Origin of the sequence: Adhaeribacter radiodurans (assembly GCF_014075995.1) — a bacterium.
GTDB classification, from domain to species: domain Bacteria; phylum Bacteroidota; class Bacteroidia; order Cytophagales; family Hymenobacteraceae; genus Adhaeribacter; species Adhaeribacter radiodurans.
Genome location: NZ_CP055153.1, coordinates 242,404 through 267,027 on the forward strand (window position 1 = coordinate 242,404; position 24,624 = coordinate 267,027).

Sequence of the window (24,624 nt, forward strand, 5' to 3'; positions counted from 1 at the left end):
AGAATTACTAAAAATAACTGTTACTAAGTTAACCGGCCCGAGCGTCGGTTAATTGCTTTTTATACCGCCGCTTTTTTATGTTCGAAATATTTTTAGAAGCCGTTATCATTATCGGGATTGTTTGTTTGCAAGGCTACGTGTTTTGGCAGAACAGGCAAAAGATAAACCGGTTTGCTGCGCTTTACCCCAACAAACAGCGTTTAAAAATTACGAAAGAATACCTGAATGGCTTCGGTAATAGTGTACAGGAAGTCCGGAATAACTTGTCGGCGGCGCAGGCCGAAAAGCTGCAATTACTGGAGCAAGGCAAAAAATTCTTGTACCTGCATAAACCCTCCGAAATTCACCGGGTGGTTAATTTAAATAATCGGGGCGATCAGGTTGAAATTCGCCGCACCGTTTACGATGGATTTGCCTCCAACTCGGAAACGTATTTTATTCCTTACATCCGCTTGGTGAACCTGGCCAGCAATAAAGAGGTAGAGCTAATTGGCCTTAAGTCTGATTTAGAAGCTGAAGTAGCCGCTATTCCAACCACCACCAATCCGCCGGTTGCCGAAATTGAGTTGGATTTAATTGCGGCGGAGAATCCTTCGCCGGAGTTCCTGGAAATTGTGAACGATACCAATAACTATCTGCGCAATAACAAAGGAGCCGCTGCTGATTTTAATATTTTAAAAGATATTTCGGAGCGGCAATCCGAAGTTCTGGAAAAAGAGATTAATTCTACCGTAGCCACGCCGCTTTACGTGGGTTTGCTGGGTACTTTTTTGGGAGTAATTTTTGGTTTGTCGGGTATTATTCTGGGCGGCGGCGTAACCAACGAGGCTATTCAAACTTTTATTACTGGCGTGGTAATAGCAATGGTGGGTTCGTTTGTGGGTTTATTGCTTACTCTCTGGGGAAATACTTTATTTAAAAATGCGCGCTTCACGCGAGATCGTTATCAAAACGATTATTACACTTTTTTGCAGGCTCAACTGTTGCCGCGTTTACATTCCGATATGGCGGGTAGCTTAAGCAGTTTAAAAGCCGTGTTAGATGCTTTTAACCGGGAGTTCCTGGATAAAGTAGCCGACTTTAAACCTATTATTGCGGGTATAACGGCTAATATTGAGGTGCAGAAAGATTTTTTAAAAAAACTCGAAGAAATTGGCTACGATCAAATGGCCAAAGCCAGCTTGCAGGTATTTGATAAAGTAACACAAAGTACCGAAGAGTTTCAGAAATTTTTGGGTTACCAGCAAGCCTTAAACCAGTCCTTAGAAGCGGGGGTTGGCTCTGCGACGGCGGTGCGAAGCATCCTGGATCGCTTAACGGGTTTTGAGCGCGGTATTAATAACGTGGGGCAATACATTGGTCAGCACGATAATTTAATTCAAAAGCAACTCGACTTTTTTGGTACCCACGAAAAAGAAATGAACGATATTTCGGCCAAAATAGAACAGTACTTCGACCAGGCTGCTGGACGTTTAACCGAGTTGATGGACGCCCGCATGCAATACCTGGAGAAAGATGCCCAAAATGCCTACGAACGCTGGTCCAGTCATTTTGAAACCTTAAATCGTGATAATATTTACGAGCGGGTAGTACAGTACCTGGAGCCTTTTAAGCGATTAAATACCCAGCAGGAAGCCATGCACCAGGAAATAAGCCAGACCCAGCGCACCTTACTCCAGAAAATGGATCGCGACGCCGAAACCCAGACCCGCTTACTCCGGCAACTCGAACACATGAACCAAAACCTGGATAAAGTAACCCAGCCCGGCATGCTCAAAAAAATGATGGACAGAATGTTTAAATAATAAAACACACATAAGTATCAGAATATTAGACACAAGCTTGTATTCCAATAAGTACTTCTTTATAGATGATTTAGTAAATAAAGCAGAACTTTGATTCATATATTTCTCCGTCTAATATTTGACTTACTTTAAGAAGTGAGATAATTGTTCAACTTTAAAACCTTCAAACCTTTTAACTTTTCAACCATTCTTGAACACCAATAAAGAAGACTTTTTCTGGCCGAGTTACGTGGACTTAATGACGAGTTTGTTCATTGTCATGCTCGTATTGTTTGTGCTCAGCTATAAATTATTTAAAGATAAAGAAAGCGAGTTGCTGGTGCAGGTAGAGCAACTGAATAAAATCCGGGAAATTGAAGTGGCCTTAAAAGGTCTGGAAGGAAAATATTTTAAATTTGACCCGGTAAATAAACGCCACGAATTAAAAGTACAAACCAAATTTGACCCGAATAGCTGGGTAATTAAAGAAGCCGACAAAAAAGATTTATACGCGGCGGGCCTTACGTTAAAAAAGATCATCGACGATATTAAGCAAGACCAAGGCGTAAAGTACCTGGTAATTATTGAAGGCATGGCCGCCCGCGATCCTTACGATCCTTCCTTTCATATCCGGCAACGCGATTACGGTTACCAGCTGAGCTACAACCGCGCTTTAGCACTATTAAATTTGTGGCAGAGCCGCAACATTAATTTTGATGAAAAACGGTTTGAAGTAATTATTGCGGGAAGTGGTTTTTACGGTACCGGCCGGTATAAAAACAAACGCGAGTACGATAACAAACGGTTTTTAATTCAGGTTATCCCCAAAATCGGAAAGATTGAGCAACGGGTGGTAACTGCCACTAAGAAATAATACCTGGGTAGAAAAAGGCCAAAATCGACCTACATATATAGATTTGCGGTGTTGAAGAGTTTAATTAGTAAATCTGGATTAATGATTATTTAAAATATTCTTAGCGAGCGAATACAGGTAGAACTGGGGCATAAATAAAAAATCCCATTTGCTGGTGCAAATGGGATTTAAAAAATAATTACTACTAAAAATTACTTTTCGTTTTGCTGTTGTTTTAGCGCCCGCGGTATAGTAACAGTAGCTACCGGTGAAGCAGGGTTTGATAAAATAGTGTAACCTTCGGCTTTAATTTTACCAACTTTTACCGAACGACCTAACTCTAAATCGGAGATATCCACATCAATGCTATCCGGAAGGTTAGCTGGTAAAGCTTTAATTTTAAGTTTACGTAATTTAGCAACTAATTTACCACCGGAAAGAACACCTGGAGAAACGCCTACAAAACGAACCGGAACTTCAATCTTAACTTCTTTATCCTCTTTTAATTCTAAAAAGTCTACGTGCAGCAACATCTCGTTTACCGGATGAAACTGTAAGTCTTGCATGATAGCTTTGTAGTGAGTGCCTTCAATGTTTAAATCTACAATGTGAACATCTGGGGAGTAAACTAAATCGCGGAAAAGAATAGCAGGAGAGTAAAAAGCTACTTGCTCTGAGCCACCGTATAATACACATGGTACATTTGCTTCGGCACGCAGATCTTTTGATTCTTTTTTACCGAGATTTGCTCTTTTAAACCCTATAATCTCTAAAGTTTTCATTAATAATAAATTTAATTGTTTGTATTTAGCCGAAAACTCATGGTCGACAATCCATGTTTATTTTTAGTCCATAATCCACAGGCAATAGACTATAGATTTTATTTAATTTTTAGTAAGTTATCAAATTTAGCTTTCAAACTTTCTAATCTTTCAACTTGCAACCAACTACAAAAACAGCGAACTAATAGATTCGTGGGTAACTACGTTACTAATTGCCCGGGCAAATAAATCGGCAAAAGATAAAACCTTTATTTTAGAAGACTCCTGGCGTAGTGGAATCGTGTTCGAAACTACTAATTCTTCTAATACCGAATTTTCGATGCGTTCGTAAGCTGGTCCGGATAAAACAGCGTGAGTAGCAATTGCCCGCACGCTTTTCGCTCCTTTTTCTTTTAATAAATTAGCCGCTAAAGTAATGGTACCAGCTGTATCTACCATGTCGTCTACTAAAACCACGTCCATGCCTTCTACGTTTCCGATTACTTGCATACTGGCTACTTCGTTGGCCCGTGCCCGGTGTTTATCGCAAACTACTAACTCCGCGCCAAAGCGTTTCGCAAAAGTGCGAGCTCGAACTAAGCCTCCTACATCCGGCGAAGCAAAGGTTAAGTTTTCGAGTTGTAAGCTTTTAATGTAAGGAACAAAAATGGCCGAACCATCCAGGTGATCTACGGGAATATCGAAAAAACCTTGAATCTGGCCGGCATGTAAATCGCAGGTCATGAGGCGGTCGGCTCCAGCTGCCTGAATAGCATCAGCTACCACTTTAGCCCCAATAGCAACCCGGGGTTTGTCTTTCCGATCCTGACGGGCATAACCGTAATAGGGTACTACCACGGCTACCTGGGTAGCCGAAGCCCGTTTGGCCGCATCTGCCATCAGCATCAACTCCATTAAGTTATCGGATGGAGGAAAAGTAGACTGAATCAGGAAAACGTGACAACCGCGCACTGATTCGTTAAAACTAGCGGAAATTTCACCATCGCTGAATTTCTGTAAGCTGATATCTCCCAGCGTGGTGCCATAGGCAGCAGCAATTTTTTCGGCCAGTTGGACCGATTGCGAACCCGAAAAGATTTTGACCTGCGCCATTTTAGAAAACTAAGGATTGAAATTAAAACTTATATTAAGAGCGGCAAAAGTACTGCATAAACTGCAATCGTGCACACACTATTTTTATTTTAATTACAACCCGCCTATTAACAAAATTAACAATGCGCTTCATTCGGATAAACCAAAGTGGCACATTGTTAATTTCTTTTTTCGTTGTCCGACCAGGTTTCGAACCTGGACTCTTCTGAACCAAAATCAGACGTGTTGCCAGTTACACCATCGGACAATTTCCCGCCCTATTATTGTTTGGGAGCACAAATATACGGCGAAGATTTTAGATTCAAAATTTCTGTCTAAAATTTTTAAAACCTACTGCATGATTTTTTCTAAAGCTGTATCATACAAGTTTTTAACTTCTTCGGTTTTAAAGAAATCTTCTCCGTCGATACGGCCACCATCCGTCTGTACGGTTCCGAGTAGTTCAAAAGGCACGTTTTGCTCTGCTAGTACAGCTTCCAATTCAGATTGTTTACCTGGCTTTACGGATACTACCACACGGCTCTGGCTTTCGCCGAATAAAAACGCATCCTTCCGGAAGTCAGGGTTTGTTTTAATATCAAAGCCCAAATTATTTGGCATGGCTGCCTCCACCAAGGTAATGTATAAGCCACCATCCGATACGTCGTGCGCAGAAGCTATTAATTGCTGCTGGATAATCGTTTTTACGGCTACTTGTACCTTAAATTCTTCGTCTAAATCAAAGGCAGGGGCAGGCGATAATTTTACATTAAGATAAGAATACAAGTACTCGGATGAGTTGATATCGTTTTTCGATTCACCAACTAAATAAATTAAATCGTCGGCTGCTTGGAAAGCGAGTGTAGTTGTGTTCTCTTTTTGTTCTACTAAGCCTAACATGCCAATAGTAGGAGTGGGGAATACCGGACCTTCGTCGGAGGATTGATTGTAAAAACTTACATTACCACCTGTAACGGGAGTACTAAATTTTTCACAAGCTTTTTTCATGCCTTTAATGGCACCTACAAATTGCCAATATACTTCTGGTACGTAAGGATTACCAAAGTTTAGGCAGTTAGTAATGGCTAAAGGTTCGCCACCAGAACACACAATGTTCCGGGCAGCTTCAGCAACCGCAATAGCGCAACCTTCCTCGGGGTTGGCATTTACGTAGCGGCTGTTGCAGTCAACGGTAATAGCAATGGCTTTATCAGAACCTTTTACTTTTACAATGGCGGCATCGCTAGGGGAATTAGTAGTCATGGTAGCAGTTCCTACCATAGAGTCGTATTGCTGCGATACCCAGCGCCGGGAACAAATATTGGGGTGTTGTACTAAATATTCGGCTATTTGCTTTAATTCGGCCGGAGAAGTGGGTTCAGTTACCTGGTCAATCTTAAATTTTAAAGTCTCTTGGAAGTAAGCAGGCTCACGGTATTCGCGATGATATACGGGTGCTCCACCGCCTAATACTAAATCTTCCGCAGGTACGTCGGCTACCAGCTCGTCGTGCAAATAATAGCGTAAACGTTTGGTATCCGTTACTACGGCAATCTGGGCGCAGTATAAATCCCATTTATCACAAATCTGATAAATTAAGTCTTCGGCTCCTTTTTCCATTACTACCAGCATGCGCTCCTGGCTTTCGGAAAGTAAAATCTCGAAAGGTTGCATATTGGCTTGGCGCGTGGGTACTTTATCGAGCCATACATCCATGCCGCTTTCGCCTTTGGCGCTCATTTCGGAAGTAGAACATGTAATACCTGCTGCTCCCATGTCCTGCATGCCCACTACTTTACCAGTTTGCAGCACTTCTAAGGTAGCTTCCAGTAGTAATTTTTCCTGAAAAGGGTCACCAACTTGTACCGAAGGCAATTTATCGGCGGAGGCTTCACTAATATCTTCTGAGGCAAAAGTTGCCCCGTGAATACCATCTTTGCCCGTAGCAGAACCAATAATAAATACCGGATTACCTACTCCGTGCGCTGTAGCCGAAGCTGTTTGTCCTACTTCCACAATTCCCGCCGAAAAAGCGTTAACCAATGGATTCACGTTGTAGCAATCATCAAAAAATAATTCGCCACCCACAGTTGGTATACCGAAAGCGTTACCATAATCGCCAATACCTTTTACTACACCACGCAGCAGTCGTTTGGTTTTATCACTAGCCAAATTACCGAAGCGCAAAGAGTTGAGTTGGGCAATAGGCCGGGCACCCATCGTAAAAATATCCCGGTTAATACCCCCAACTCCGGTAGCAGCACCTTGGTAAGGTTCAATGGCCGAAGGGTGATTATGCGATTCTATTTTAAAGGAACAGGCTAAGCCGCCTCCGATATCCACCAAGCCGGCGTTTTCTTCGCCCGCTTTTGCTAGCATGTGCGGCGAATCTTTGGGCAAAGTTTTTAGCCAAACAATCGAATTTTTATAAGAGCAGTGTTCCGACCACATTACCGAAAAAACACTTAGTTCGGTGAAGTTGGGGACACGGCCCAGAATATCTTGAATTTTTTGGAATTCTTCAGGTAGCAAACCCAGCTTTTTAGCAGTTTCTACGGTTGGGAGTTGTTGTTCCACGGGTACTGGTTTTAATTTGCCGCAAAATTAGGGATTTCTCTTTCATAGACTTCAATTAAACGAGATAAATTCGCTGGTAAACCAAAATATAAGTATTATTTAGTTGCTCGATTTGTAAATGAGTAATGCTGTTTTTATGCAAGCAGAATAATGAAAAGGAAGCCGTAAACTTTAAATGGAATGCTTGTGAACTTAAAATTTCTTTTTTAGGACACAGATTAAATACAGGTAATTATATTTATAAACCAGATTAAGAGTTAAAAAGCGAATGAATTGAAATGGATTGTAAGTAGTAAGCCGAGCTGCAGAAAGAAAGTAAAGTCTATAGTATAAGGATTTTATCGGCAAAACTTTTCAAATAGAGTAATTTGAATTAAGAGAAATAAGCGTTAGTTTTGCACCCTGAAACCAGTTCAACCTGATTCTATCTATCTTAATTTATACAAATGGCGAATATTGGCAGAATTACCCAGGTTATCGGTCCGGTAGTGGACGTTAGCTTTTCGGGTGAAAACTCTAAATTACCAAATATATTGGACGCGCTGGAGGTAACAAAAGCCAACGGCCAGAAAATTGTTCTCGAATGTCAGCAGCATTTGGGCGAAGACCGGATCCGTACAATTGCGATGGACTCTACCGAGGGACTTACCCGTGGAGCTGAAGTAGTGGATATGGGTTCTCCGATTAAAATGCCTACTGGTGACGATGTAAGAGGTCGTCTTTTTAACGTAGTAGGGGAAGCTATTGATGGTATTGCTCAACCAAAAAGTACAGGTGGATTATCGATTCACCGGAGTGCTCCACGCTTTGAAGATTTAGCTACTTCTTCGGAAGTATTATATACCGGTATTAAAGTAATTGACTTGCTTGAACCTTATGTAAAAGGTGGTAAGATTGGCCTTTTTGGAGGAGCTGGAGTAGGTAAAACGGTATTAATTATGGAACTGGTAAACAACATTGCGAAAGCGTATGGTGGTTTATCAGTGTTTGCCGGAGTAGGAGAACGTACCCGCGAAGGAAACGACTTACTACGCGAATTCTTAGAATCGGATGTAATTAAATACGGCGAAGAATTTAAACATTCCATGGAAGAAGGCGGATGGGACTTATCTAAAGTAGATGCCGAAGCCTTAAAAGATTCAAAAGCTACCTTAGTGTTTGGGCAGATGAACGAACCACCAGGAGCCCGTGCCCGCGTTGCTTTATCTGGTTTAACTGTAGCCGAAAGCTTCCGCGATGGCGATGGTACCGGTCAAGGTCGAGATATTCTTTTCTTTATTGATAATATTTTCCGCTTTACTCAAGCAGGTTCAGAAGTATCGGCTCTTTTAGGCCGTATGCCTTCGGCGGTAGGTTATCAGCCTACATTAGCTACCGAAATGGGAGCGATGCAGGAACGTATTACTTCTACCAAACGGGGTTCTATTACTTCTGTACAGGCCGTTTACGTACCTGCTGATGACTTAACTGACCCGGCCCCTGCTACAACATTTGCTCACTTAGATGCTACAACGGTACTTTCCCGTAAAATTGCTGAGTTAGGTATTTACCCGGCGGTGGATCCACTGGATTCAACTTCTCGCATTTTGAACGCACAAACTTTAGGTGATGAGCATTATAATACGGCTCAGCGGGTGAAAGAAATTTTACAGCGTTACAAAGAACTTCAGGATATTATTGCTATTCTGGGTATGGACGAATTATCTGACGAAGATAAATTAGTAGTACACAGAGCCCGTCGGGTACAGCGTTTCTTATCGCAGCCTTTCCACGTGGCAGAACAGTTTACCGGCTTAAAAGGAGTACTGGTAGACATTAAAGATACTATCCGGGGCTTTAACGAAATTATGGATGGTAAATACGACCATTTGCCAGAAGTAGCGTTCAACCTGGTAGGTTCTATTGAAGACGCTGTAGCTAAAGGTGAGCGCTTAATAGCCGAAGCAAAATAATTAATTTAGTTAAGAGTTAAAAGTTTAAGGTTATGAGTGAAAACTCGGGATAACTTTAAACTTTTAACTTTAAACGCATAACTTGAAAAAATGTATTTAGAGATTATTACTCCTGATAAAAAAGTATTTGAAGGCGAAGTAGCGGGGGCGAAGTTTCCGGGTACCCAGGGTTCATTTGAAGTGTTAAATAACCACGCACCTATTATTAGCACCTTGGAGAACGGTGAGATTCGGATTACTACACCTACTGGTCAACAATTCTTTCAGGTGGATGGTGGAGTGGTAGAGGTGCTAAATAATAAAATTATAGTGCTAGCCGAATCCATTTCTGCATAAATAAGACCCAAGCACAAGTAAAATAAAGAACCTCATTCCAAAAGGATGAGGTTCTTTATTTTATAGCACTATAAAATTAGTTAGAGTTTAAATGAAATGCTTGTTTTAAATATATCGGGACTATACTTATACCAACAAAGTAAAAATTAGCCGGTTTATTTAACTAAGATGGATTATATAAATTAATGTATCATCAAATACTTAAACTTAAAAGTTATTCTCACTCGCCTGAACATACTTGCCTACTTAAGAGGAGATATATCCAGCAGGTTTTATAAACAAGATTGTCTGAAACCTAAATTAGGGAGGAGGAAAACTTTTAATCCATTTTGGAAGAAGCTAACCAGCAGAAAAGAGAAACTTATAAAAACTAATTCGAGTTAATCCCTACTTCAACCAAGAAACTATTTTTTGACACTGCTCTAGCAGGCGCTGCGAACTAATTAAATCTTTGCAGGAGAACGAACAAGAGAAGGGCATTGATGATGGCATTAGCCGGAATCTAGCTGGAAGGCAACCTTGTTTTGAGAACTTGTCGGGGTTGCTTATTCTTATAAGAGGTAATGAGGGCAATAAGGTATAACTTATAAAAGTAGTAAAGATTAGTCTTCAATCCTGGTTTAAACAGATTTTAAAACAAAAAAGCTCTGGTTCTTAAGAACCAGAGCTTTTTTGTTTATATAACAATTTAAGTACTTATCTAATCTGAAGATAAAAAAGTCTTAATTAAGCAGTTTTAAAACGACGCTCTTTGATTCTGGAAGCTTTACCAGAAAGACCACGCAGATAATATAAACGGGCTCTTCTTACTTTACCCCGACGAATAACTTCAATCTTTTCGATGTTAGGGGATAATAATGGGAAAATACGCTCCAAACCAATTTGGTTAGATACCTTACGCACTGTAAAAGTTTCGCCGTTTGAATTTGGGTTTTTACGCTGAATAACTACTCCTTGAAACTGCTGAATCCGCTCTTTGTTACCTTCCCGGATTTTTACGTGGATATTAATGGTATCACCAGCCGCGAAATCAGGAATACCTGCCCGCTTTTCGTTGTATTCTTGTTGAATGAGGTCTAATAATTGGCTCATGGCTCTTATAATGGATTATATCGTATCTTCAAAATTCGGACTGCAAAGATAGAGAAATTTTCAGATAAAAACAGTTATGATGTATTTTTTAATTGATAATCAGTAATCAACAGCTAACAAACTACAAATAAAAGGTATAAGGATTAAATAATTATCAATTAGAAAGTACTATTGATGCCCACTTTTACTTTTCGTTTCTGAAGAACTGAAACTATAGCTAATTGCCTAATTTAGTAAATCTGGACGACGTTGTTGAGTACGGGCAACGGCTTGCTCAAAGCGCCATTGGTCAATTTTAGGCGTATCTCCTGATAGTAAAATACTTGGTACAGCCCACCCATTATAATCAGCCGGACGAGTATAAACCGGAGGGGCAAGTAAACCATCCTGAAAAGAATCAGTTAAAGCAGAAGATTCATCGTTTAAAACGCCGGGCAAAATCCGAATGATGGCATCTGTTAAAACCGCCGCTCCCAACTCACCACCCGAAAGTACATAGTCTCCAATACTAATTTCGTGCGTTACAAAGTGCTCACGCACTCGTTCATCCACGCCTTTGTAATGGCCACATAAAATGATAACGTTTTGCAGCAAGGAAAATCTATTTACCGTATTCTGGTTCAGCGTTACTCCATCAGGAGTCATGTAGATAACGGCATCGTAGGAGCGCTGGGCTTTTAGTTGATCTAAGCACTTTGCAATGGGTTCAATCATCATAACCATGCCGGCTCCTCCGCCAAATGCATAATCATCAATCTGGCCGTGTTTATTAATGGCAAATTGGCGTAAATCATGCACATGCACTTCAACTAAACCCTTTTGCTGAGCACGTTTTAAAATAGAGTGATTGAACGGGCTTTCCAGTAAATCGGGCTGGCAACTTATAATATCAAATCGCATCTTCGTCGCGTTCTTCCTCGGATGGATTACCAGGTTGAGTGTACACGTCTACTAAACCTTCGGGCAGGTTCATGTATAACTTTTGTTCTGTTTTATCTGCCCGAATTATTAAATCTTCCTGCATGGGAATTAATACTTCCACACCTTTGTAGTCCATGGCTAGTAAATCCTGATGCGGTAACTCAAATAATTCTTTAATAACACCGAGTTCCCCTAAGGTTTCATCCACTATGGTATAGCCAATTAAATCATGGTAGTAAAACTGATCTTCGTCGAGTTCCGGTAAAGAGTTGAGTGGGAGATACAACGATACGCCTTTTAATCTTTCGGCTTGCTCTATAGTATCCGTATCTTCAAATTTAAGTAAAAAACGGCCTTTGGCTTGCGGGTCAATGGACTGAATAAAAAAAGGAACCAGTTTTCCGTTGATAAGCAGGAAAACTGATTCCAATTCTTCGTAATCTTCCGGGTAATCTACATCAAAAAATGCAATTACCTGTCCTTTGATACCATGCGTCCGGAGGATGTAACCTAATTGGTAACAGGCATCAATGTTCATGGTAAAAAATAATTAAGCTTGTTCTTCTGCCGCAGGAGCTTCAGTTGCATCTTCAGCCGGGGCAGCTGGTTCTGCTGCTTTTGCAGCATCGGCAGCCCGTTTGCGAAGAGCTTCAGCCCGAGCTTCGTTAATTTTACGCTCGTTCTCTAAAGCAGTTTTAGCAGCATCTGATTTCTTCTGGCTCAAAGTATCGCGTTTACCTTGGATTTTCGCTTCTTTCTCGTCTTTCCAGGTTTGGAATTTAGAATCAGCTTGTTCTTGAGTTATAGCGCCTTTGGCAACACCAATTTGTAAATGCTTTTTGAACAGTATTCCTGTATACGATAACATTGCTTTTACCGTATCTGTAGGTTGTGCACCATCCATTACCCACTTAAAAGCCTTATCCTGATCGAAATTAATCGATGCTGGGTTCGTATTGGGGTTGTAAGTACCTAACTTCTCAATAAATTTACCATCACGTGGTGCTCTTGAGTCTGCTACAACAATATCGTACATTGCAGCTTTTTTGCGGCCTCTGCGGGCCAGTCTGATTTTAACAGGCATATTATAAAACTAACGTTTGTTAAGCGCCGGAACCCGTCCGGCTTTTTTGAGTTTGCAAAGATAAGGAATATTTTTATGAAAGTGGAAAGAGTGTGTAATTATTGAAGCTTTTTGCCTTAATTATAACCAGAAGTGATACACGTTCTCCCGGTTTTTAAGAATAAAACCACTTTTCTCGTAAAACCGGCAAGCCGCCTGGTTACGTCTTTGTGTAGATACGAGTACTTGTTGGCATCCATAGGAGTAGAATTTATGCAAAGCAATTTCCAGTAATTGTGTTCCAATACCCTGCCGGCGATTTTGTTCCTCTACCGCAAACAAGCCGATTTGACCTGTTTTATTTTTTTCGCTTAAAGTAATAAAGCCAATAATTACGTCCTCCAGCCGATACACTACAACCTCGCGGGCTACTTTATTATTAATTGAATTTTGAAGCCAAGCGGTATATAACTTCTCAAACTCCTGATTTTTAAAATTAGGATCTAGATTAAATCGGGAATAGACGCCGCTTTGTAAGGCTAATTGCTGCAAATCGGTGGGTAGTACTGCATTGGAGTAAGATTGAATAGCGGCGTTTGTGTTATTAATTACTAAATGATTAGTCGAAAGCTGAGTAGTGTAGGTTACTTTTTCATCTGCTAACCAACCCCCAGCTTGTTCGGCAACAATATTTAATAAAGTATTATCTGGATCTACTGACCAATAAACGAGGCGAAAGCCCTGTTGTTTTAAGTTTAAGAGCAGCTTTTCTAAATGAGCCGGGCTCATACTGGAGGAGGTAATACGAGCGACTTTATAACCAAAAGTGAAAGTATCCCAAGGTAAATGCTCGTAAAGGTTTTCCACCATTAAATAATGACAGCTTTAAAATTTACTTTCTTCTCAATCTGATAGCATGGTTTATTTCTTTTGTTTCCGAATGTTTTAAATAAGTTGAAACCAATTATGCTCAGAAAAAAAACTGAGCCAAGTAAAAAGATACCCCATGTGTAGGTTGTAGCAATTGGGAAATGATTTTGGGCATAAAGATTTACTAAAACAAGTAAAATTCCGGTAAGAAGCATAACTGAAATATCTATTTGCAGCGGGTTATAGCCGTTGAAAAATAAAACTGAGGCTGCCAATTTTATATTTTTCCCGAAACTGTAAGAGCTTTCTCCGGCAGGACGTTTTTGATGTTCAATCTCCAGAATAGCGCTACGGAAACCAACCTTTTGAACCATCATTGGAAAGTAATAAGCTCGATCGTTTTTCTGACAAATAGCAGTAATTACATCGCGATGGTATAGACCGAAGTTACCAATGCGGCTATCAAATGGCAGGTTGGTTAGAAAAGTTAATACCCGATTAAAAACTTGCGAAAAAAAAATTTTCAGCCGAGAATGCTTCTTGTTGTTACGTTGGGCTAACACAATTTTATAACCTTCTCGGGCTTTTAAAAGCATTTGGGGAATTTCGAGTGGATTGTCCTGTAGGTCGCAGTCTAGTACTACCACCCATTGCCCGGTACTAAATTTTAAACCGGCGCTAATAGCCCGATGCTGACCAAAATTCCGGCTCAATTTAATACCTTTTACCTGCGGCCAACGTTTTGCATTTTGTTCAATTTTACTCCAGCCAGCATCCGGGCTGCCATCATCTACTAAAATAATTTCATAAGAAGAGGTTAAAGTCCGGAGAACCTGACTAATATTGGCTACCAATAAATCTACTAATTCTGCTGCCCCGTAAACCGGGCTTACAACAGAAATAAAGGGAGTATTGGGTTCTGACATGCACAAAACTTGTTTTACCAAAATTAGTTAAAATTAAGTATAGGAAAAATGGAAGAAGTAGTTACTGGTTTTTATTAAAATGTTTTTCAATGCTTCAGGAAGTATTTATTATATACGTACGGGCTATTTTACTAATTGAATAACGATAACGTTTATGTGCTATTTTATTATTAATAGCCTCCTTCATTAAACCAATCTGTTCTTGTGCAGCAAAACCAAAAGTATATTGTTCCATTTAATAAGCCTTTTTTAACGGGTAAAGAAACAGAATACATACAACAAGCAGTAGCATCAGGTAAAATATCCGGCAATGGAATGTTTACGCAACAGTGCCAGAAATTTTTTGAAAAGCGTTACGGCTTTAAGAAAACGCTGCTAACTTCTTCTGGTACGGATGCCTTAGAAATGGCAGCTCTGCTCCTAAATATTCAACCCGGCGACGAAGTTATTGTGCCAGCTTACACTTTTGTTTCTACTGCTAATGCTTTTGTGTTGCGCGGAGCTAAAATTGTGTTTGCCGATAGCAGCCCTCAGCATCCTAACCTGGATGTTACTAAACTGGAAAGTTTGATTACGCCGCGTACCAAAGTTATTGTACCGGTTCATTACGCAGGTATAGCTTGTGATATGCAGCAAATCATGAGCATTGCTAAAAAGCATAATTTGTTTGTAGTAGAAGATGCGGCGCATGCATTAGATAGTTTTTATAAGGAGCCCAATGGTTTAGAAAAACCTTTAGGTAGTTTGGGGCATTTGGCTGCTTTTAGTTTTCACGAAACAAAAAATATTATTGCGGGTGAAGGCGGAATGCTGGTTATCAATGATAGTCAGTTTATTCAGCGGGCCGAAATTATTTGGGAGAAAGGTACTAACCGGGCAGCCTTTTTCCGTGATGAAATTGATAAATACGAATGGGTAGATGTGGGATCTTCTTTTCTGCCTTCAGAGATTATGGCTGCTTTCTTGTGGGCCCAGCTGGAAAATTTGGAAGTAATTCAAACTCGCCGGAAAGCTATCTGGACCACCTATCATGATTCTTTAAAGGAACTTGGCCAGCAAAATAAGTTGCAATTACCTGTAATTCCTGCGTCGGCTACTAACAATGGTTTTGGTTATTACGTGCTATGTCAAAATTTAGCTCAGAGAACAGATATAATTCATTATCTGGAGCAAAAAGGAGTACTGGCTGTTTTTCATTATTTAGCTTTGCATAAAAGCCCTTTTTACCATCAGAAGCACGATGGCCGGGAACTTTCATGCGCCGACCGATACACTGATACTCTTTTACGGTTACCTTTTTATTATGATTTGCGCGACGAAGAAATTCAATTTATCTGTTTTCAGATTAAGCAATTTTTAGCGTAAGATCTCAATTCTTTAGAAAAATGTTAAAATATTAGGGAATACGCAGGAGCCTTAATTGTACCGAATCCTGGGCAACTTTCTGTTGCAATTCTAATGCTTGTTGGTACGTAAAGCTGGTAAATTCGCTTTGGTCTAAATATAAAAACGGAGGAAGTAAACTTGGCTCCGGCCAGCTAACCAATGGCGGGATATCTTCTAAATTTTTGAACTTTCGAATATTAGCAGCTAAGTAGTAATCATCGAGCAAAACATAAAGATAGCCTCTGTTTTTTAAGTTAATTAATTGAGCTTCGTCAAATACGGGGGTTATTGTTATGCCAGCTTCTTGAGCATAAGGCGCAATGCCTAGTCCTGTGGTAGTTGCTATTTTGTTAATTTTTTGTTTTTGTAAGTAAGCTATTACGTGGGGGTAGTTGGTATGCGCGTAGGTATAAAATTCACGTTGCAGCACGAAGCCTTGGTAAACAATACTGAATAGTAATAAACTAAAAGTAATTTTTTGAGATTGCAGTAATCGCAAACTACTAATAAGTGCGCAAGCATACATTAAACTATACACCAAAAATAAACCACGGGGGGCCTTTTGCAATACGTGCATTCCGGCCACATACAGGTAAATAATTAAAAACAGATATCGGTAAATATTTATTGATTTGTTTTGTTTAAGCCCGAAAATTTGTTGCCGGAAAAGAAAGGGAAAAAGTACTAATCCAACCAGCAACAGCGGGGACTCGAAGCGAAGAAAGTACCGTAAATAATAGAAGACATCGAAGTTAAAGAAACCTAACCGGGAGCCTGGAGTGGGTACTTTAAAATTGTAAAACAAATTGGCATACGCCGCCGGGAAACGATAAAAAGGTAATTCTACTAAAATTGCTATAAAGCCATAAAATACAAATGGCACAAGTAAAATGATAAAGCAGTAAAAAATGCTTCGGCTATTTACTATTTTATCAGCGTGAAGTAGCTCAATAACGAAAACAATCGGAAAAAGAAGTAAAAACTTATAATTAATGGTAAGCCCTAAAGCTAAAAGAATAATCACCTGAAAAAAGGCTTGGCTGCTTTGCTCCGTAAAGCGTTTGTAATACAGGGGTAAGAGGAGTGCGAATAAAAATAAACTAGGGGCTTCTATGGTGAAATACCGGCTATTGGCAGTTAAATAACCAGAAAAACCTGTGAAAAGTAAAAGTAAAAAGGTAAGAAAGGCGGATAAAGAAAATTGCTGCGCTATAAACCGAGTAAGGAGCAGAATGCTCAGAATATTAAATAAACTGTTAAGTAAGATATAAAGATGAAAATCTTTAAAAAATGGAGTAAAAACCGCATAAAATAAGAAAAAGGAGGGACTAGCATGCTGAAATAAATTTTCGAAATTGCCCCGGCCGATTTCCTGTACTATTTGCCAATTATGCGCAGAATCGTAATCGAAAAAACCAGTTTGCCAGATTAAATAGGTTTGAATGAAGAAGATAACTATCCCCACTATTAGGTAGCCAATATCAGGAAGAGATTTAATTTTCGGCACCCTTTACTTAAATTTAGTAAGTAAAAATAGCGGAATTTCTTACTTGTTACTGTAATAAATACAAATAAAAAAGTCTCTTCACGTGAGTAAAGAGACCTAAAATAGTATAGTTTAGATTTTAATTAGGCCCGAACCTTTTTTAAGCGAATAATCCGTAGTTTGTCTAAAGCCCAAATAACCGGATAAGTAGGATCTAATTCCCACCATTTTACTCCAAAATTAACGCGATTTGGCAGCTTGTGGTGGTTATTTTGAAATAACTCACCCCCGGTTAAGAAATCGAAAAACAGGGAGTTACGGGATTTATCGTTATTATCAAAGTTTTGGTAACCGTATTTATGACCGCTCCAGTTAACAATAGCGCCATGGATAGGGCCCATTAAAAAATGAATTGGTAATAATAAGTACATCCACCATTGGGTAGCAAAAGCAATGTAAAAGAATACGTAAAAAGTACCCCAGCCAATCCGGGAGAAATACGTGTCACCAAATCTTTCTAAAGCATCCCATAAAGGATAATTTCCTTCAAAACGAGCTTCGGCTTCCATTCTTTTGTGTAATACATTGTTGTAAATGTTTTTAGTTTTCCACATCATCGTAAAGGCATTATTCGAAAAATGCGGAGAATGCGGGTCTCTATCCGTATCAGAAAACGCATGGTGCATGCGGTGCAGAATAGCATAAGCGCGCGGCGATAAAAACGAAGAACCTTGACCTATGTAGGTTAAAAAGAAAAAGAATTTTTCCCAAAACTTGTTCATCGTAAACATTTTATGGGCAGCATAACGATGCAGGTAAAAAGTTTGAACAAATAAAGATAAATACCAGTGCGCTACAAAAAATATGAGAATAGGCATGTTTGTTAATTGGAGGTATACAAATTAAAACTACAGGTAAAAGGTTTAGTCTACAACAGTTCTGCGACTATTAAGTTCACAAAGCTACAACACCAAAATTTAAATTTTAAAATTTTAATAAAAAAATATACCAATGATGATGAAAATCATTATTATTAACTCGTTTCTGGTAGCATATTTTTAAATAATGCCCAAGGATGGTTTTCCGGGGGTAAAGCTCTTACAAGCATTTTCTCCTGCCGGATTGGATGAATAAATTCGAGACTGTACGCGTGCAGGCAAATACTTTTATCGGGTAGTAAAGTAGGCGCTCCGTACTTAACATCGCCCACTATCGCACTTTTTTGAGTGGCTAACTGAACCCGAATTTGATGTGGCCTACCTGTTACTGGTTTTACCCGCAGCAAATAATAATCTTGTGCCTGGGTTATAATTTGGTAGCTTAACTCTGCCCGTAAACTTTTAGGTACTTCTTTCGTGTGAGCTTTGGAAATATTACGGCTTTCGTCCTTTGTTAACCAATGCACCAAATGTGCCTGCTCCGCTATGGGCTTACGAGCTGTTATAGCTAAATACGTTTTTTGGATTTTATTTTGTCGGAATAATTCATTTAATCGGGTAAGGGCTTTAGAAGTTTTGGCTAATAAAACCACTCCGCTCACAGGGCGGTCTAAACGGTGAACAACCCCGGCAAACACATTACCCGTTTTCTGATATTTTTCTTTTAAATATTGTTTAATTAGTTCAGATAAGGGAACATCACCGGTTTCGTCGCCTTGTACCAATAAACCAGCTGGCTTGTTAATTACAATTAAATGATTGTCTTCGTACAATACTAATCGGCCAAAATCAGTCATGTTTATTGATTCACAGTCCACAGTCGATAGACCATAGACCATAGTTTTAGTTAAGTCGAGGATCAATTATTTATCCAATAAATAATTCTGTGGACAGACTTATTTATTGGATAAATAATTATAAAGGTAATTTACTATTTGTAAAACCTTTCAACTTTATAACCTGAAAATTGTAACCTGCAACTAATACGCTTCTTCGGAGCTGGGGAAGTCCCGTGATTTTACATCTTTTATATAGTTGCTAACTGCATTCGTCATAATATCGTGCAAGTCGGCGTAGCGCCGCAGAAAGCGTGGTTTAAATTCTTTAGTAATACCCAGTAAATCATGAGAGACAAGCACCTGACCATCTACGTGCGGTCCTGCGCCAATACCAATAACTGGAATCCGTAAACCTTCGGCTACTTTACGGGCCAGTTCCGAAGGTATTTTTTCGAGTACCAAGGCAAAACATCCTAATTCTTCGAGGAGCAGGGCATCTTCCAAAAGTTTTTGTGCTTCTTGTTCTTCTTTCGCCCGCACAGTATAGGTACCAAATTTATAAATCGATTGCGGTGTAAGACCCAAGTGGCCCATTACCGGTACGCCGGCACTTAAAATCCGAACCACTGATTCTTTAATTTCGCTACCTCCTTCTAGTTTTATGGCGTGGGCGCCCGATTCTTTCATAATGCGGATAGCTGAACGCAAAGCCTCTGATGAATTGCCTTGATACGAGCCAAATGGTAAATCTACCACTACAAGTGCCCGCTTAACGCCGCGTACTACTGATGAGGCATGATAAATCATTTGATCTAGGGTAATAGGGAGAGTGGTAGTATGACCGGCCATTACGTTCGAAGCTGAATCCCCGACCAGCAGCACATCAATTCCTGCTCCGTCGAGAATAGTAGCCATCGAAAAATCGTAAGCCGTGAGCATCGATATCTTTTCACCGCGCTCCTTCATGGCCTGCAATTGGTGCGTGGTAATTAATTTGATATCTTTTTTATGAACAGACATGAGCAGGGGAATTAAAATTAGAAATTATGCATTAGAAATTTCCTTAACTACTTTTTATAAATTATGTTTCTTCCGGATTTTGCTATACCATTTAAGCAAAATAAAAGAGCCTCTTTCACTAACAGTAAAAGAGGCGTAATATTAAGCGTTAATTTCTAATTTTTAATTTCTAATTCATAATTTCTGTACTTCTAACGCCAGTTAATACCCCGGTTGCGACTTAATTTTAAATCGCGCAGAATAGAAGAACGGGCATTAATATTAATGGAGTAAGATTGAAATTCACCAAACGGTACCCACGAAATGCTCATTTCCCAGCAATGTAGGTCGCGGTAAATATTCAGGCTGGTATAAGTCATTTTTTTATACTGAAAATCATAACCACTACTGTACGTAATCTTCCATTTCTCAGTAAGGTTAACTGAGCCGTCTATCCCCAGCGATTTAGAAATTTGTTCTTTGGTCTGGGAAGCAGGATTATCGAAGTAAGAAGCTGTAAAAGTAAAACTCAACGTCCACGGAATTTTAAAATCAACGTATTCGGCTACCAGGTTCTGGTTGGTTTCGAGCGAAGGCCGGTTGGTGCGGGGCGCCTGGTCTGTATTCTGACTGCCTTTCTTTAAAGCTTCTGGGTTTAATTCCATGCCCAGGTTTAGGTTGGCATTTACTAAACGAGCCAGTTTGCCATTGTTAAAACTGTACCGGTTTACTCGACGACCACTTTTACTAACCTCGTATGGGTCAAACACAGCATTCGAGAACACATTTAATTTCTTAAATAACAAAGTCCGGAACTGCACATTTACGTTTTGCAACTGGAACGAGTCGGCGGCAAAATTATAACCCGAGGTAAGGCCTAAATTGTCTATTAAACTTACTTTCTCGAAGGTGCTGGCAGTATCCGATTTACTTTTTACCTTCATTTCCACGTTGTTCGTTAAGCTAAAGTTCAGGTTACTTTGCATGAACGAAGTGGGAACGCCGTACAAATTGCGGTAAATAGGTAAATACTGAATCGGAATATTATTTTCGATATCCGGCCGACCTACCTGAATGGCCCGGGTATATTTCTTAGAAAAGTCTGGGTTGTAAGAGTAGCTAATGTTAGGCGTCATTAAGTGGCGGATAGCCTCTATTTTTTTTCCTTTAATAATGTACGTTCCGTAAATACGGGTACTCATACTGGTACTAGCTGAGTAGGTATACGCCCGGTAAAAGCCTTTTGTAGTATCTATTTGTACAGCATTTAAATCCCGGATGTAGTTATAATCAAATTTCTTAAAAAACCAGGTTTCGTTGTAACTCAAGCCGGGGGATAATTGAAAATACTTAAATACCCGTATACTGTTCATGGATATAGGTATGGAATGTTGAATACCGTAATCGGCATTGGCCAGTATGCGCCGGAAGTTTTTCCCGTTTAGTTTTAGAACAGTAGTAGCAGGAGTTCCTCCTACCAGGTTCGAAACCCCACTTAGCGTACTACGATCCAATTGGGTAGAAATTAAATTTCGCACATTACCACTATAACTAATAGCTATATCATCAAACCAGGTACCTGTGCCCGTTTTCTTAAACCATCTGAGCGGCGTTTGGCGGTTTACAGTAAAACTGGCATCCGGTAAAGTAAAGTTATGCACCCCCGTTTGCGTATTCATGTTGTGCAAAGCCGAAGCGGTAAAAGTAAGGGGTGAGGTAGGTTTCGCAAACTGGTACTGCACACTGGAGCTAAAAGTATTATTCAAGGCCAATGCCGGATTATCGTAACGGTTCTGGCGGTTGTAAAACTGCGTACCGGCGTTTACGCTCGCCGACCATTTACCACCCGGCCGCAAGGTGGTAGGCGTATGGCTGGCCGTAATCCAGAATGATTTAGGCTCCCGGTTAATATTGCCGGGCCCTAGAGTTGCTTCATTAGCTGCCGTAACCGGATTTTTATTGGCACTAAAACTCATACTAATATTACCCCGGTATTTATAACGCTTCAGGTACATCGATTGTAACTGAAGCCCGTAGCTTCCCAGCGAATAAATATCGCCGGTTAACCGCATGTCAATATTTTCGTTCAGTACGAAATAATAACCACCCTGGCGCAGGTAAAAGCCCCGCTGTCGCGCTTCGCCGAAGGTGGGAATTAGCAAGCCGGAACTCCGCTTTTTAGGCGTAGGGAAATAACCAAACAAGAAACCCAGCGGCGTAGGAATATCGCCAAATACCAGATTAAAGGGGCCTGAAAATATTTTCTTTCCGGGTATGGCTTTTATTTTAGAAGCATTAATATAAAAGTGCGGATGAGGCAAATCGCAGGTGGTATACTTAGAATGTACCCCGTACAAGGCATCGCCTTGGGTCTTTTTTATTACTTCAGCGTGCAAAAAGCCTTCTCCCTGGCGGGTTACTACGTTGCGGATCTTTCCTTTTTTGGACTTAATGTTATAGGTAATCTGCTCGGCCTCATACGCTTCCGCATCGTCCTTAAAAACCGGAGTACCAAGTGCTTTACCCGTAGAATCTTTCGTGCCGATAGCCGTAACTAAATTGGTTTTATAGTCCAGTTGAGTAGTATGCGCCTTCAACGACATGGTGCCATATTCAATATTGGCATCGTTGTACATATTAACCAGCTTGTTTTGTACGTTTAAAACAATAGAATCTTTAGCGGTATACTTAATGGTAGTAACAATATCACCCTTAATAGAGTCTTGTTTTACGGTTGTGGAATCTAAGGTGATTTCGGCTGTTTGGGGTGTGGTGGTGCGGCCCGGCGTTTGTTGCGCCCAGGCATTAACCAACCCGGTTAAAGAAACCAAAAGGATAAAGAGTGGCCGCAAAATGTGTGGTAAACGGTTCAGAATTAACTAGCTTTTTATATATTTTTGCAAAGGTAATATCATTAGCTTTAATGTAACGTAAGTCGTGAGAAATATTGTTTTGTTTTTGTTGCCAGCGCTTATTTTTGTTTTTTCCGGTTTTAGTACCAATGCTCCTCGCCGCGATAATCGGGTACGTACAGTAGTGATTGATGCCGGCCACGGCGGGAAAGATCCGGGTAATATGGGCGGAACCAGCCGGGAAAAAGATATAGCGTTAAAAGTGGCGCTGCAAGTAGGTAATTATATTGAAGAAAACTTGCCCGATGTAAAAGTAATTTACACCCGTAAAACAAATGTATTCGTAGAATTAATTGACCGGGCCGGCATTGCTAACAAAAATAACGCGGATTTATTTATTTCTATTCATTGCAATTCCGGACCAAGTGCTGCTTATGGTACCGAAACGTTTACCATGGGGCTGCACACATCAGAGGGAAATTTAAAAGTAGCTAAGCGCGAAAATTCTGTTATCTTAAAAGAAGAAGGTTACAAAGAAAACTACGACGGCTTTGATCCCAATTCACCTCAAAGTCATATTTTATTATCGTTGCGCCAAAGTGCTTACATGGATAACAGCCTGCGGTTTGCTCAAAAAGTAGAGCATCAGTTTGAAAATAAGATAAGCCGCAAAAGCCGCGGCGTAAAGCAAGCCGGCTTAATTGTACTCTGGAAATCAGCAATGCCCAGCGCTTTAATTGAAGTTGGATTTTTAACTAATCCCCAAGAAGAAAAATATCTAAACGATAAATTGGGGCAATCGTATATTGCATCAGGCATATACCGGGCTTTTAAAGAATACAAGCAAGAGCTCGAAGCCATGAACTAATTCAAACTAATCTACACTGCGTGAAATTTGCAAAAGAAATAAAAGTAGGCTTATTGGCCGTGGTTGCCATTGTAATGCTGTATTTCGGGTACACCTTTCTTCGGGGAACCGATTTTTTCTCATCTAATACTACTTACTACGTTGAATACGACAGCGTTGACGGTTTAAATATTTCGGCTCCTATTGTATTAAACGGGGTGAAAATAGGTACCGTAAAGGATATGTTTATTCTGAAAGATAAGAATAATAAAATCCGGGTAACTCTGGCCGTGGAGGATGATATAACCGTAGGCGATTCTACTATTGCCAGTTTATCGAACAGCGATTTGCTTGGGGGGAAAGCCATTACCTTTTTCTTGCGGCCAAATACTAAAACGTATACCGGTGGCGAAACCCTGACACCTTTCATTGAAAAAAGTATTACTGATATGCTTACCGCCAAGGCTATGCCGGTGCTAGGTACCGTTGACTCTACTTTAATTAAATTAAATTCTTTTTTTAACGAAGATGCCAAGCGTAGTATTCAGGCTACAATTTTAAATACTCAGGCCACTACCGAAGCCGTTAAAAATTTAATGTTGGCTAATCAGCGTAACATTAACCAGATTACCACTAACATGGCCGATCTAACCTCATCATTAAAAAATACAGAAAAGAAATTTAGTAATTTAGCCAGTAACCTGAGCCAAATTACCGACACTTTAAAAAATACTCCTATTAACAGTACAGTGCGGCAGTTAAATGCTACCGTAACTGAAGCTCAGACCATGATTAAGAAGTTTAACCAGGATAGCGGTACCTTAGGTAAAATAATGAACGACGACTCGTTGTACCGCAACATGAATGCTTCTACCGAAAGCTTAAATGCTTTGCTACAGGACTTAAAGGCTAACCCGAAACGTTACGTGCATTTCTCGCTGATTGGCGGCGGTACCAAAATAAAACAAGCGGATAATGTAAGATCGGCGGATAAAGTGCAGAATGCTACTACCGTAGAAAATACGCAAACAGTTGGCGAAGTAGGGAAAAAATAAGGATTCAAGTTTTAAATTCTACGTTTTAGGTTATATGTTCTACGTTACAGATTTT

Annotated in this window: 21 protein-coding genes and 1 tRNA gene; 7 read left to right on the forward strand and 15 right to left on the reverse strand. The window is 40.0% G+C overall.

The genetic code is table 11. The annotated features are described in order from the left end of the window. The first annotated feature begins 77 nt into the window (after positions 1–77). The gene (locus HUW48_RS01550) at positions 78–1,805 is read left to right on the forward strand and encodes a hypothetical protein (protein ID WP_182414002.1); all 1,728 of its coding nucleotides are present in this window, start codon (positions 78–80) and stop codon (positions 1,803–1,805) included. Between the two features lie 190 nt (positions 1,806–1,995). Beyond that, entirely contained in the window at positions 1,996–2,658 is a 663-nt protein-coding gene (locus tag HUW48_RS01555) for an OmpA family protein (RefSeq protein WP_246343645.1), read from the forward strand. 191 nt (positions 2,659–2,849) lie between these two features. On the opposite strand, the gene HUW48_RS01560 is transcribed toward HUW48_RS01555, so the two are convergent. From HUW48_RS01560 to purL, 4 genes are all read right to left on the reverse strand, one after another. Further along, positions 2,850–3,419 (reverse strand): 50S ribosomal protein L25/general stress protein Ctc, encoded by a 570-nt coding sequence (locus HUW48_RS01560; protein WP_182414003.1) that lies wholly within the window; start codon positions 3,417–3,419, stop codon positions 2,850–2,852. Between the two features lie 165 nt (positions 3,420–3,584). After that, positions 3,585–4,511 carry a ribose-phosphate pyrophosphokinase gene (locus HUW48_RS01565; protein ID WP_182414004.1) on the reverse strand — a complete coding sequence of 309 codons (927 nt, stop codon included), beginning with the start codon at positions 4,509–4,511 and terminating at the stop codon, positions 3,585–3,587. 174 nt (positions 4,512–4,685) lie between these two features. Then, a tRNA-Gln gene (locus HUW48_RS01570) sits at positions 4,686–4,758 on the reverse strand. An 83-nt stretch (positions 4,759–4,841) separates the two neighbouring features. Then, positions 4,842–7,067 carry a phosphoribosylformylglycinamidine synthase subunit PurL gene (gene purL / locus HUW48_RS01575; RefSeq protein WP_182414005.1) on the reverse strand — a complete coding sequence of 742 codons (2,226 nt, stop codon included), beginning with the start codon at positions 7,065–7,067 and terminating at the stop codon, positions 4,842–4,844. Between the two features lie 446 nt (positions 7,068–7,513). Here purL and atpD point away from each other — a divergent pair, with 446 nt between their 5' ends. Both atpD and atpC read left to right on the forward strand, forming a co-directional pair. Then, the gene (gene atpD, locus HUW48_RS01580; protein ID WP_182414006.1) at positions 7,514–9,019 is read left to right on the forward strand and encodes a F0F1 ATP synthase subunit beta; all 1,506 of its coding nucleotides are present in this window, start codon (positions 7,514–7,516) and stop codon (positions 9,017–9,019) included. 90 nt (positions 9,020–9,109) lie between these two features. Continuing rightward, entirely contained in the window at positions 9,110–9,355 is a 246-nt protein-coding gene (atpC, locus tag HUW48_RS01585) for an ATP synthase F1 subunit epsilon (protein WP_182414007.1), read from the forward strand. A 726-nt stretch (positions 9,356–10,081) separates the two neighbouring features. On the opposite strand, the gene rplS is transcribed toward atpC, so the two are convergent. The 6 genes from rplS to HUW48_RS01615 form a co-directional block, all read right to left on the reverse strand. Next, positions 10,082–10,447: a 50S ribosomal protein L19 gene (rplS, locus tag HUW48_RS01590; protein WP_115373092.1), complete on the reverse strand. Its 366-nt coding sequence runs from the start codon at positions 10,445–10,447 to the stop codon at positions 10,082–10,084. 225 nt (positions 10,448–10,672) lie between these two features. Then, entirely contained in the window at positions 10,673–11,347 is a 675-nt protein-coding gene (gene trmD, locus HUW48_RS01595; RefSeq protein WP_182414008.1) for a tRNA (guanosine(37)-N1)-methyltransferase TrmD, read from the reverse strand. Beyond that, positions 11,337–11,906, reverse strand: coding sequence for a ribosome maturation factor RimM (gene rimM / locus HUW48_RS01600; RefSeq protein ID WP_182414009.1), 570 nt, complete (start codon positions 11,904–11,906; stop codon positions 11,337–11,339). The genes trmD and rimM overlap by 11 nt, the downstream gene beginning before the upstream one ends. A 12-nt stretch (positions 11,907–11,918) precedes the next feature. Continuing rightward, on the reverse strand, positions 11,919–12,452 hold the full coding sequence (locus HUW48_RS01605; protein ID WP_182414010.1) for a 30S ribosomal protein S16: 534 nt from the start codon (positions 12,450–12,452) through the stop codon (positions 11,919–11,921). A gap of 120 nt (positions 12,453–12,572) precedes the next feature. Continuing rightward, complete coding sequence (locus HUW48_RS01610; protein WP_182414011.1) at positions 12,573–13,301, reverse strand: GNAT family N-acetyltransferase; 729 nt, start codon at positions 13,299–13,301, stop codon at positions 12,573–12,575. Then, positions 13,301–14,227 (reverse strand): glycosyltransferase family 2 protein, encoded by a 927-nt coding sequence (locus tag HUW48_RS01615; protein WP_182414012.1) that lies wholly within the window; start codon positions 14,225–14,227, stop codon positions 13,301–13,303. The genes HUW48_RS01610 and HUW48_RS01615 overlap by 1 nt, the downstream gene beginning before the upstream one ends. 204 nt (positions 14,228–14,431) lie before the next feature. Here HUW48_RS01615 and rffA point away from each other — a divergent pair, with 204 nt between their 5' ends. Continuing rightward, positions 14,432–15,592 (forward strand): dTDP-4-amino-4,6-dideoxygalactose transaminase, encoded by a 1,161-nt coding sequence (gene rffA, locus HUW48_RS01620; RefSeq protein ID WP_246343647.1) that lies wholly within the window; start codon positions 14,432–14,434, stop codon positions 15,590–15,592. A 31-nt stretch (positions 15,593–15,623) separates the two neighbouring features. Here rffA and HUW48_RS01625 read toward each other — a convergent pair whose 3' ends face one another. The 5 genes from HUW48_RS01625 to HUW48_RS01645 form a co-directional block, all read right to left on the reverse strand. Next, on the reverse strand, positions 15,624–17,120 hold the full coding sequence (locus HUW48_RS01625; protein WP_182414013.1) for a hypothetical protein: 1,497 nt from the start codon (positions 17,118–17,120) through the stop codon (positions 15,624–15,626). Between the two features lie 122 nt (positions 17,121–17,242). Further along, on the reverse strand, positions 17,243–17,977 hold the full coding sequence (locus HUW48_RS01630) for an acyl-CoA desaturase (protein ID WP_182414014.1): 735 nt from the start codon (positions 17,975–17,977) through the stop codon (positions 17,243–17,245). A gap of 155 nt (positions 17,978–18,132) precedes the next feature. Further along, entirely contained in the window at positions 18,133–18,834 is a 702-nt protein-coding gene (locus HUW48_RS01635; protein WP_182414015.1) for an RluA family pseudouridine synthase, read from the reverse strand. Between the two features lie 183 nt (positions 18,835–19,017). Beyond that, on the reverse strand, positions 19,018–19,836 hold the full coding sequence (gene panB / locus HUW48_RS01640) for a 3-methyl-2-oxobutanoate hydroxymethyltransferase (RefSeq protein WP_182414016.1): 819 nt from the start codon (positions 19,834–19,836) through the stop codon (positions 19,018–19,020). 191 nt (positions 19,837–20,027) lie between these two features. Next, complete coding sequence (locus tag HUW48_RS01645) at positions 20,028–22,646, reverse strand: putative LPS assembly protein LptD (RefSeq protein ID WP_182414017.1); 2,619 nt, start codon at positions 22,644–22,646, stop codon at positions 20,028–20,030. A 106-nt stretch (positions 22,647–22,752) separates the two neighbouring features. Here HUW48_RS01645 and HUW48_RS01650 point away from each other — a divergent pair, with 106 nt between their 5' ends. Together HUW48_RS01650 and HUW48_RS01655 are read left to right on the forward strand one after the other, a co-directional pair. After that, positions 22,753–23,535 (forward strand): N-acetylmuramoyl-L-alanine amidase family protein, encoded by a 783-nt coding sequence (locus HUW48_RS01650; RefSeq protein WP_182414018.1) that lies wholly within the window; start codon positions 22,753–22,755, stop codon positions 23,533–23,535. Positions 23,536–23,555: 20 nt separating this feature from the next. Continuing rightward, positions 23,556–24,569 carry an MlaD family protein gene (locus HUW48_RS01655; protein WP_182414019.1) on the forward strand — a complete coding sequence of 338 codons (1,014 nt, stop codon included), beginning with the start codon at positions 23,556–23,558 and terminating at the stop codon, positions 24,567–24,569. Positions 24,570–24,624 lie beyond the last annotated feature (55 nt).

Excerpts from the sequence above, each read along its gene's own strand:
- trmD (WP_182414008.1), bottom strand. The coding sequence starts at position 11,347 with ATGCGATTTGATATTATAAGTTGCCAGCCCGATTTACTGGAAAGCCCG.
- rplS (WP_115373092.1), bottom strand. The coding sequence starts at position 10,447 with ATGAGCCAATTATTAGACCTCATTCAACAAGAATACAACGAAAAGCGG.
- atpD (WP_182414006.1), top strand. The coding sequence starts at position 7,514 with ATGGCGAATATTGGCAGAATTACCCAGGTTATCGGTCCGGTAGTGGAC.
- HUW48_RS01630 (WP_182414014.1), bottom strand. The coding sequence starts at position 17,977 with ATGCCTATTCTCATATTTTTTGTAGCGCACTGGTATTTATCTTTATTT.
- rimM (WP_182414009.1), bottom strand. The coding sequence starts at position 11,906 with ATGAACATTGATGCCTGTTACCAATTAGGTTACATCCTCCGGACGCAT.
- HUW48_RS01615 (WP_182414012.1), bottom strand. The coding sequence starts at position 14,227 with ATGTCAGAACCCAATACTCCCTTTATTTCTGTTGTAAGCCCGGTTTAC.
- panB (WP_182414016.1), bottom strand. The coding sequence starts at position 19,836 with ATGTCTGTTCATAAAAAAGATATCAAATTAATTACCACGCACCAATTG.
- HUW48_RS01610 (WP_182414011.1), bottom strand. The coding sequence starts at position 13,301 with ATGGTGGAAAACCTTTACGAGCATTTACCTTGGGATACTTTCACTTTT.
- HUW48_RS01635 (WP_182414015.1), bottom strand. The coding sequence starts at position 18,834 with ATGACTGATTTTGGCCGATTAGTATTGTACGAAGACAATCATTTAATT.
- HUW48_RS01560 (WP_182414003.1), bottom strand. The coding sequence starts at position 3,419 with ATGAAAACTTTAGAGATTATAGGGTTTAAAAGAGCAAATCTCGGTAAA.
- atpC (WP_182414007.1), top strand. The coding sequence starts at position 9,110 with ATGTATTTAGAGATTATTACTCCTGATAAAAAAGTATTTGAAGGCGAA.
- HUW48_RS01605 (WP_182414010.1), bottom strand. The coding sequence starts at position 12,452 with ATGCCTGTTAAAATCAGACTGGCCCGCAGAGGCCGCAAAAAAGCTGCA.
- HUW48_RS01550 (WP_182414002.1), top strand. The coding sequence starts at position 78 with ATGTTCGAAATATTTTTAGAAGCCGTTATCATTATCGGGATTGTTTGT.
- HUW48_RS01565 (WP_182414004.1), bottom strand. The coding sequence starts at position 4,511 with ATGGCGCAGGTCAAAATCTTTTCGGGTTCGCAATCGGTCCAACTGGCC.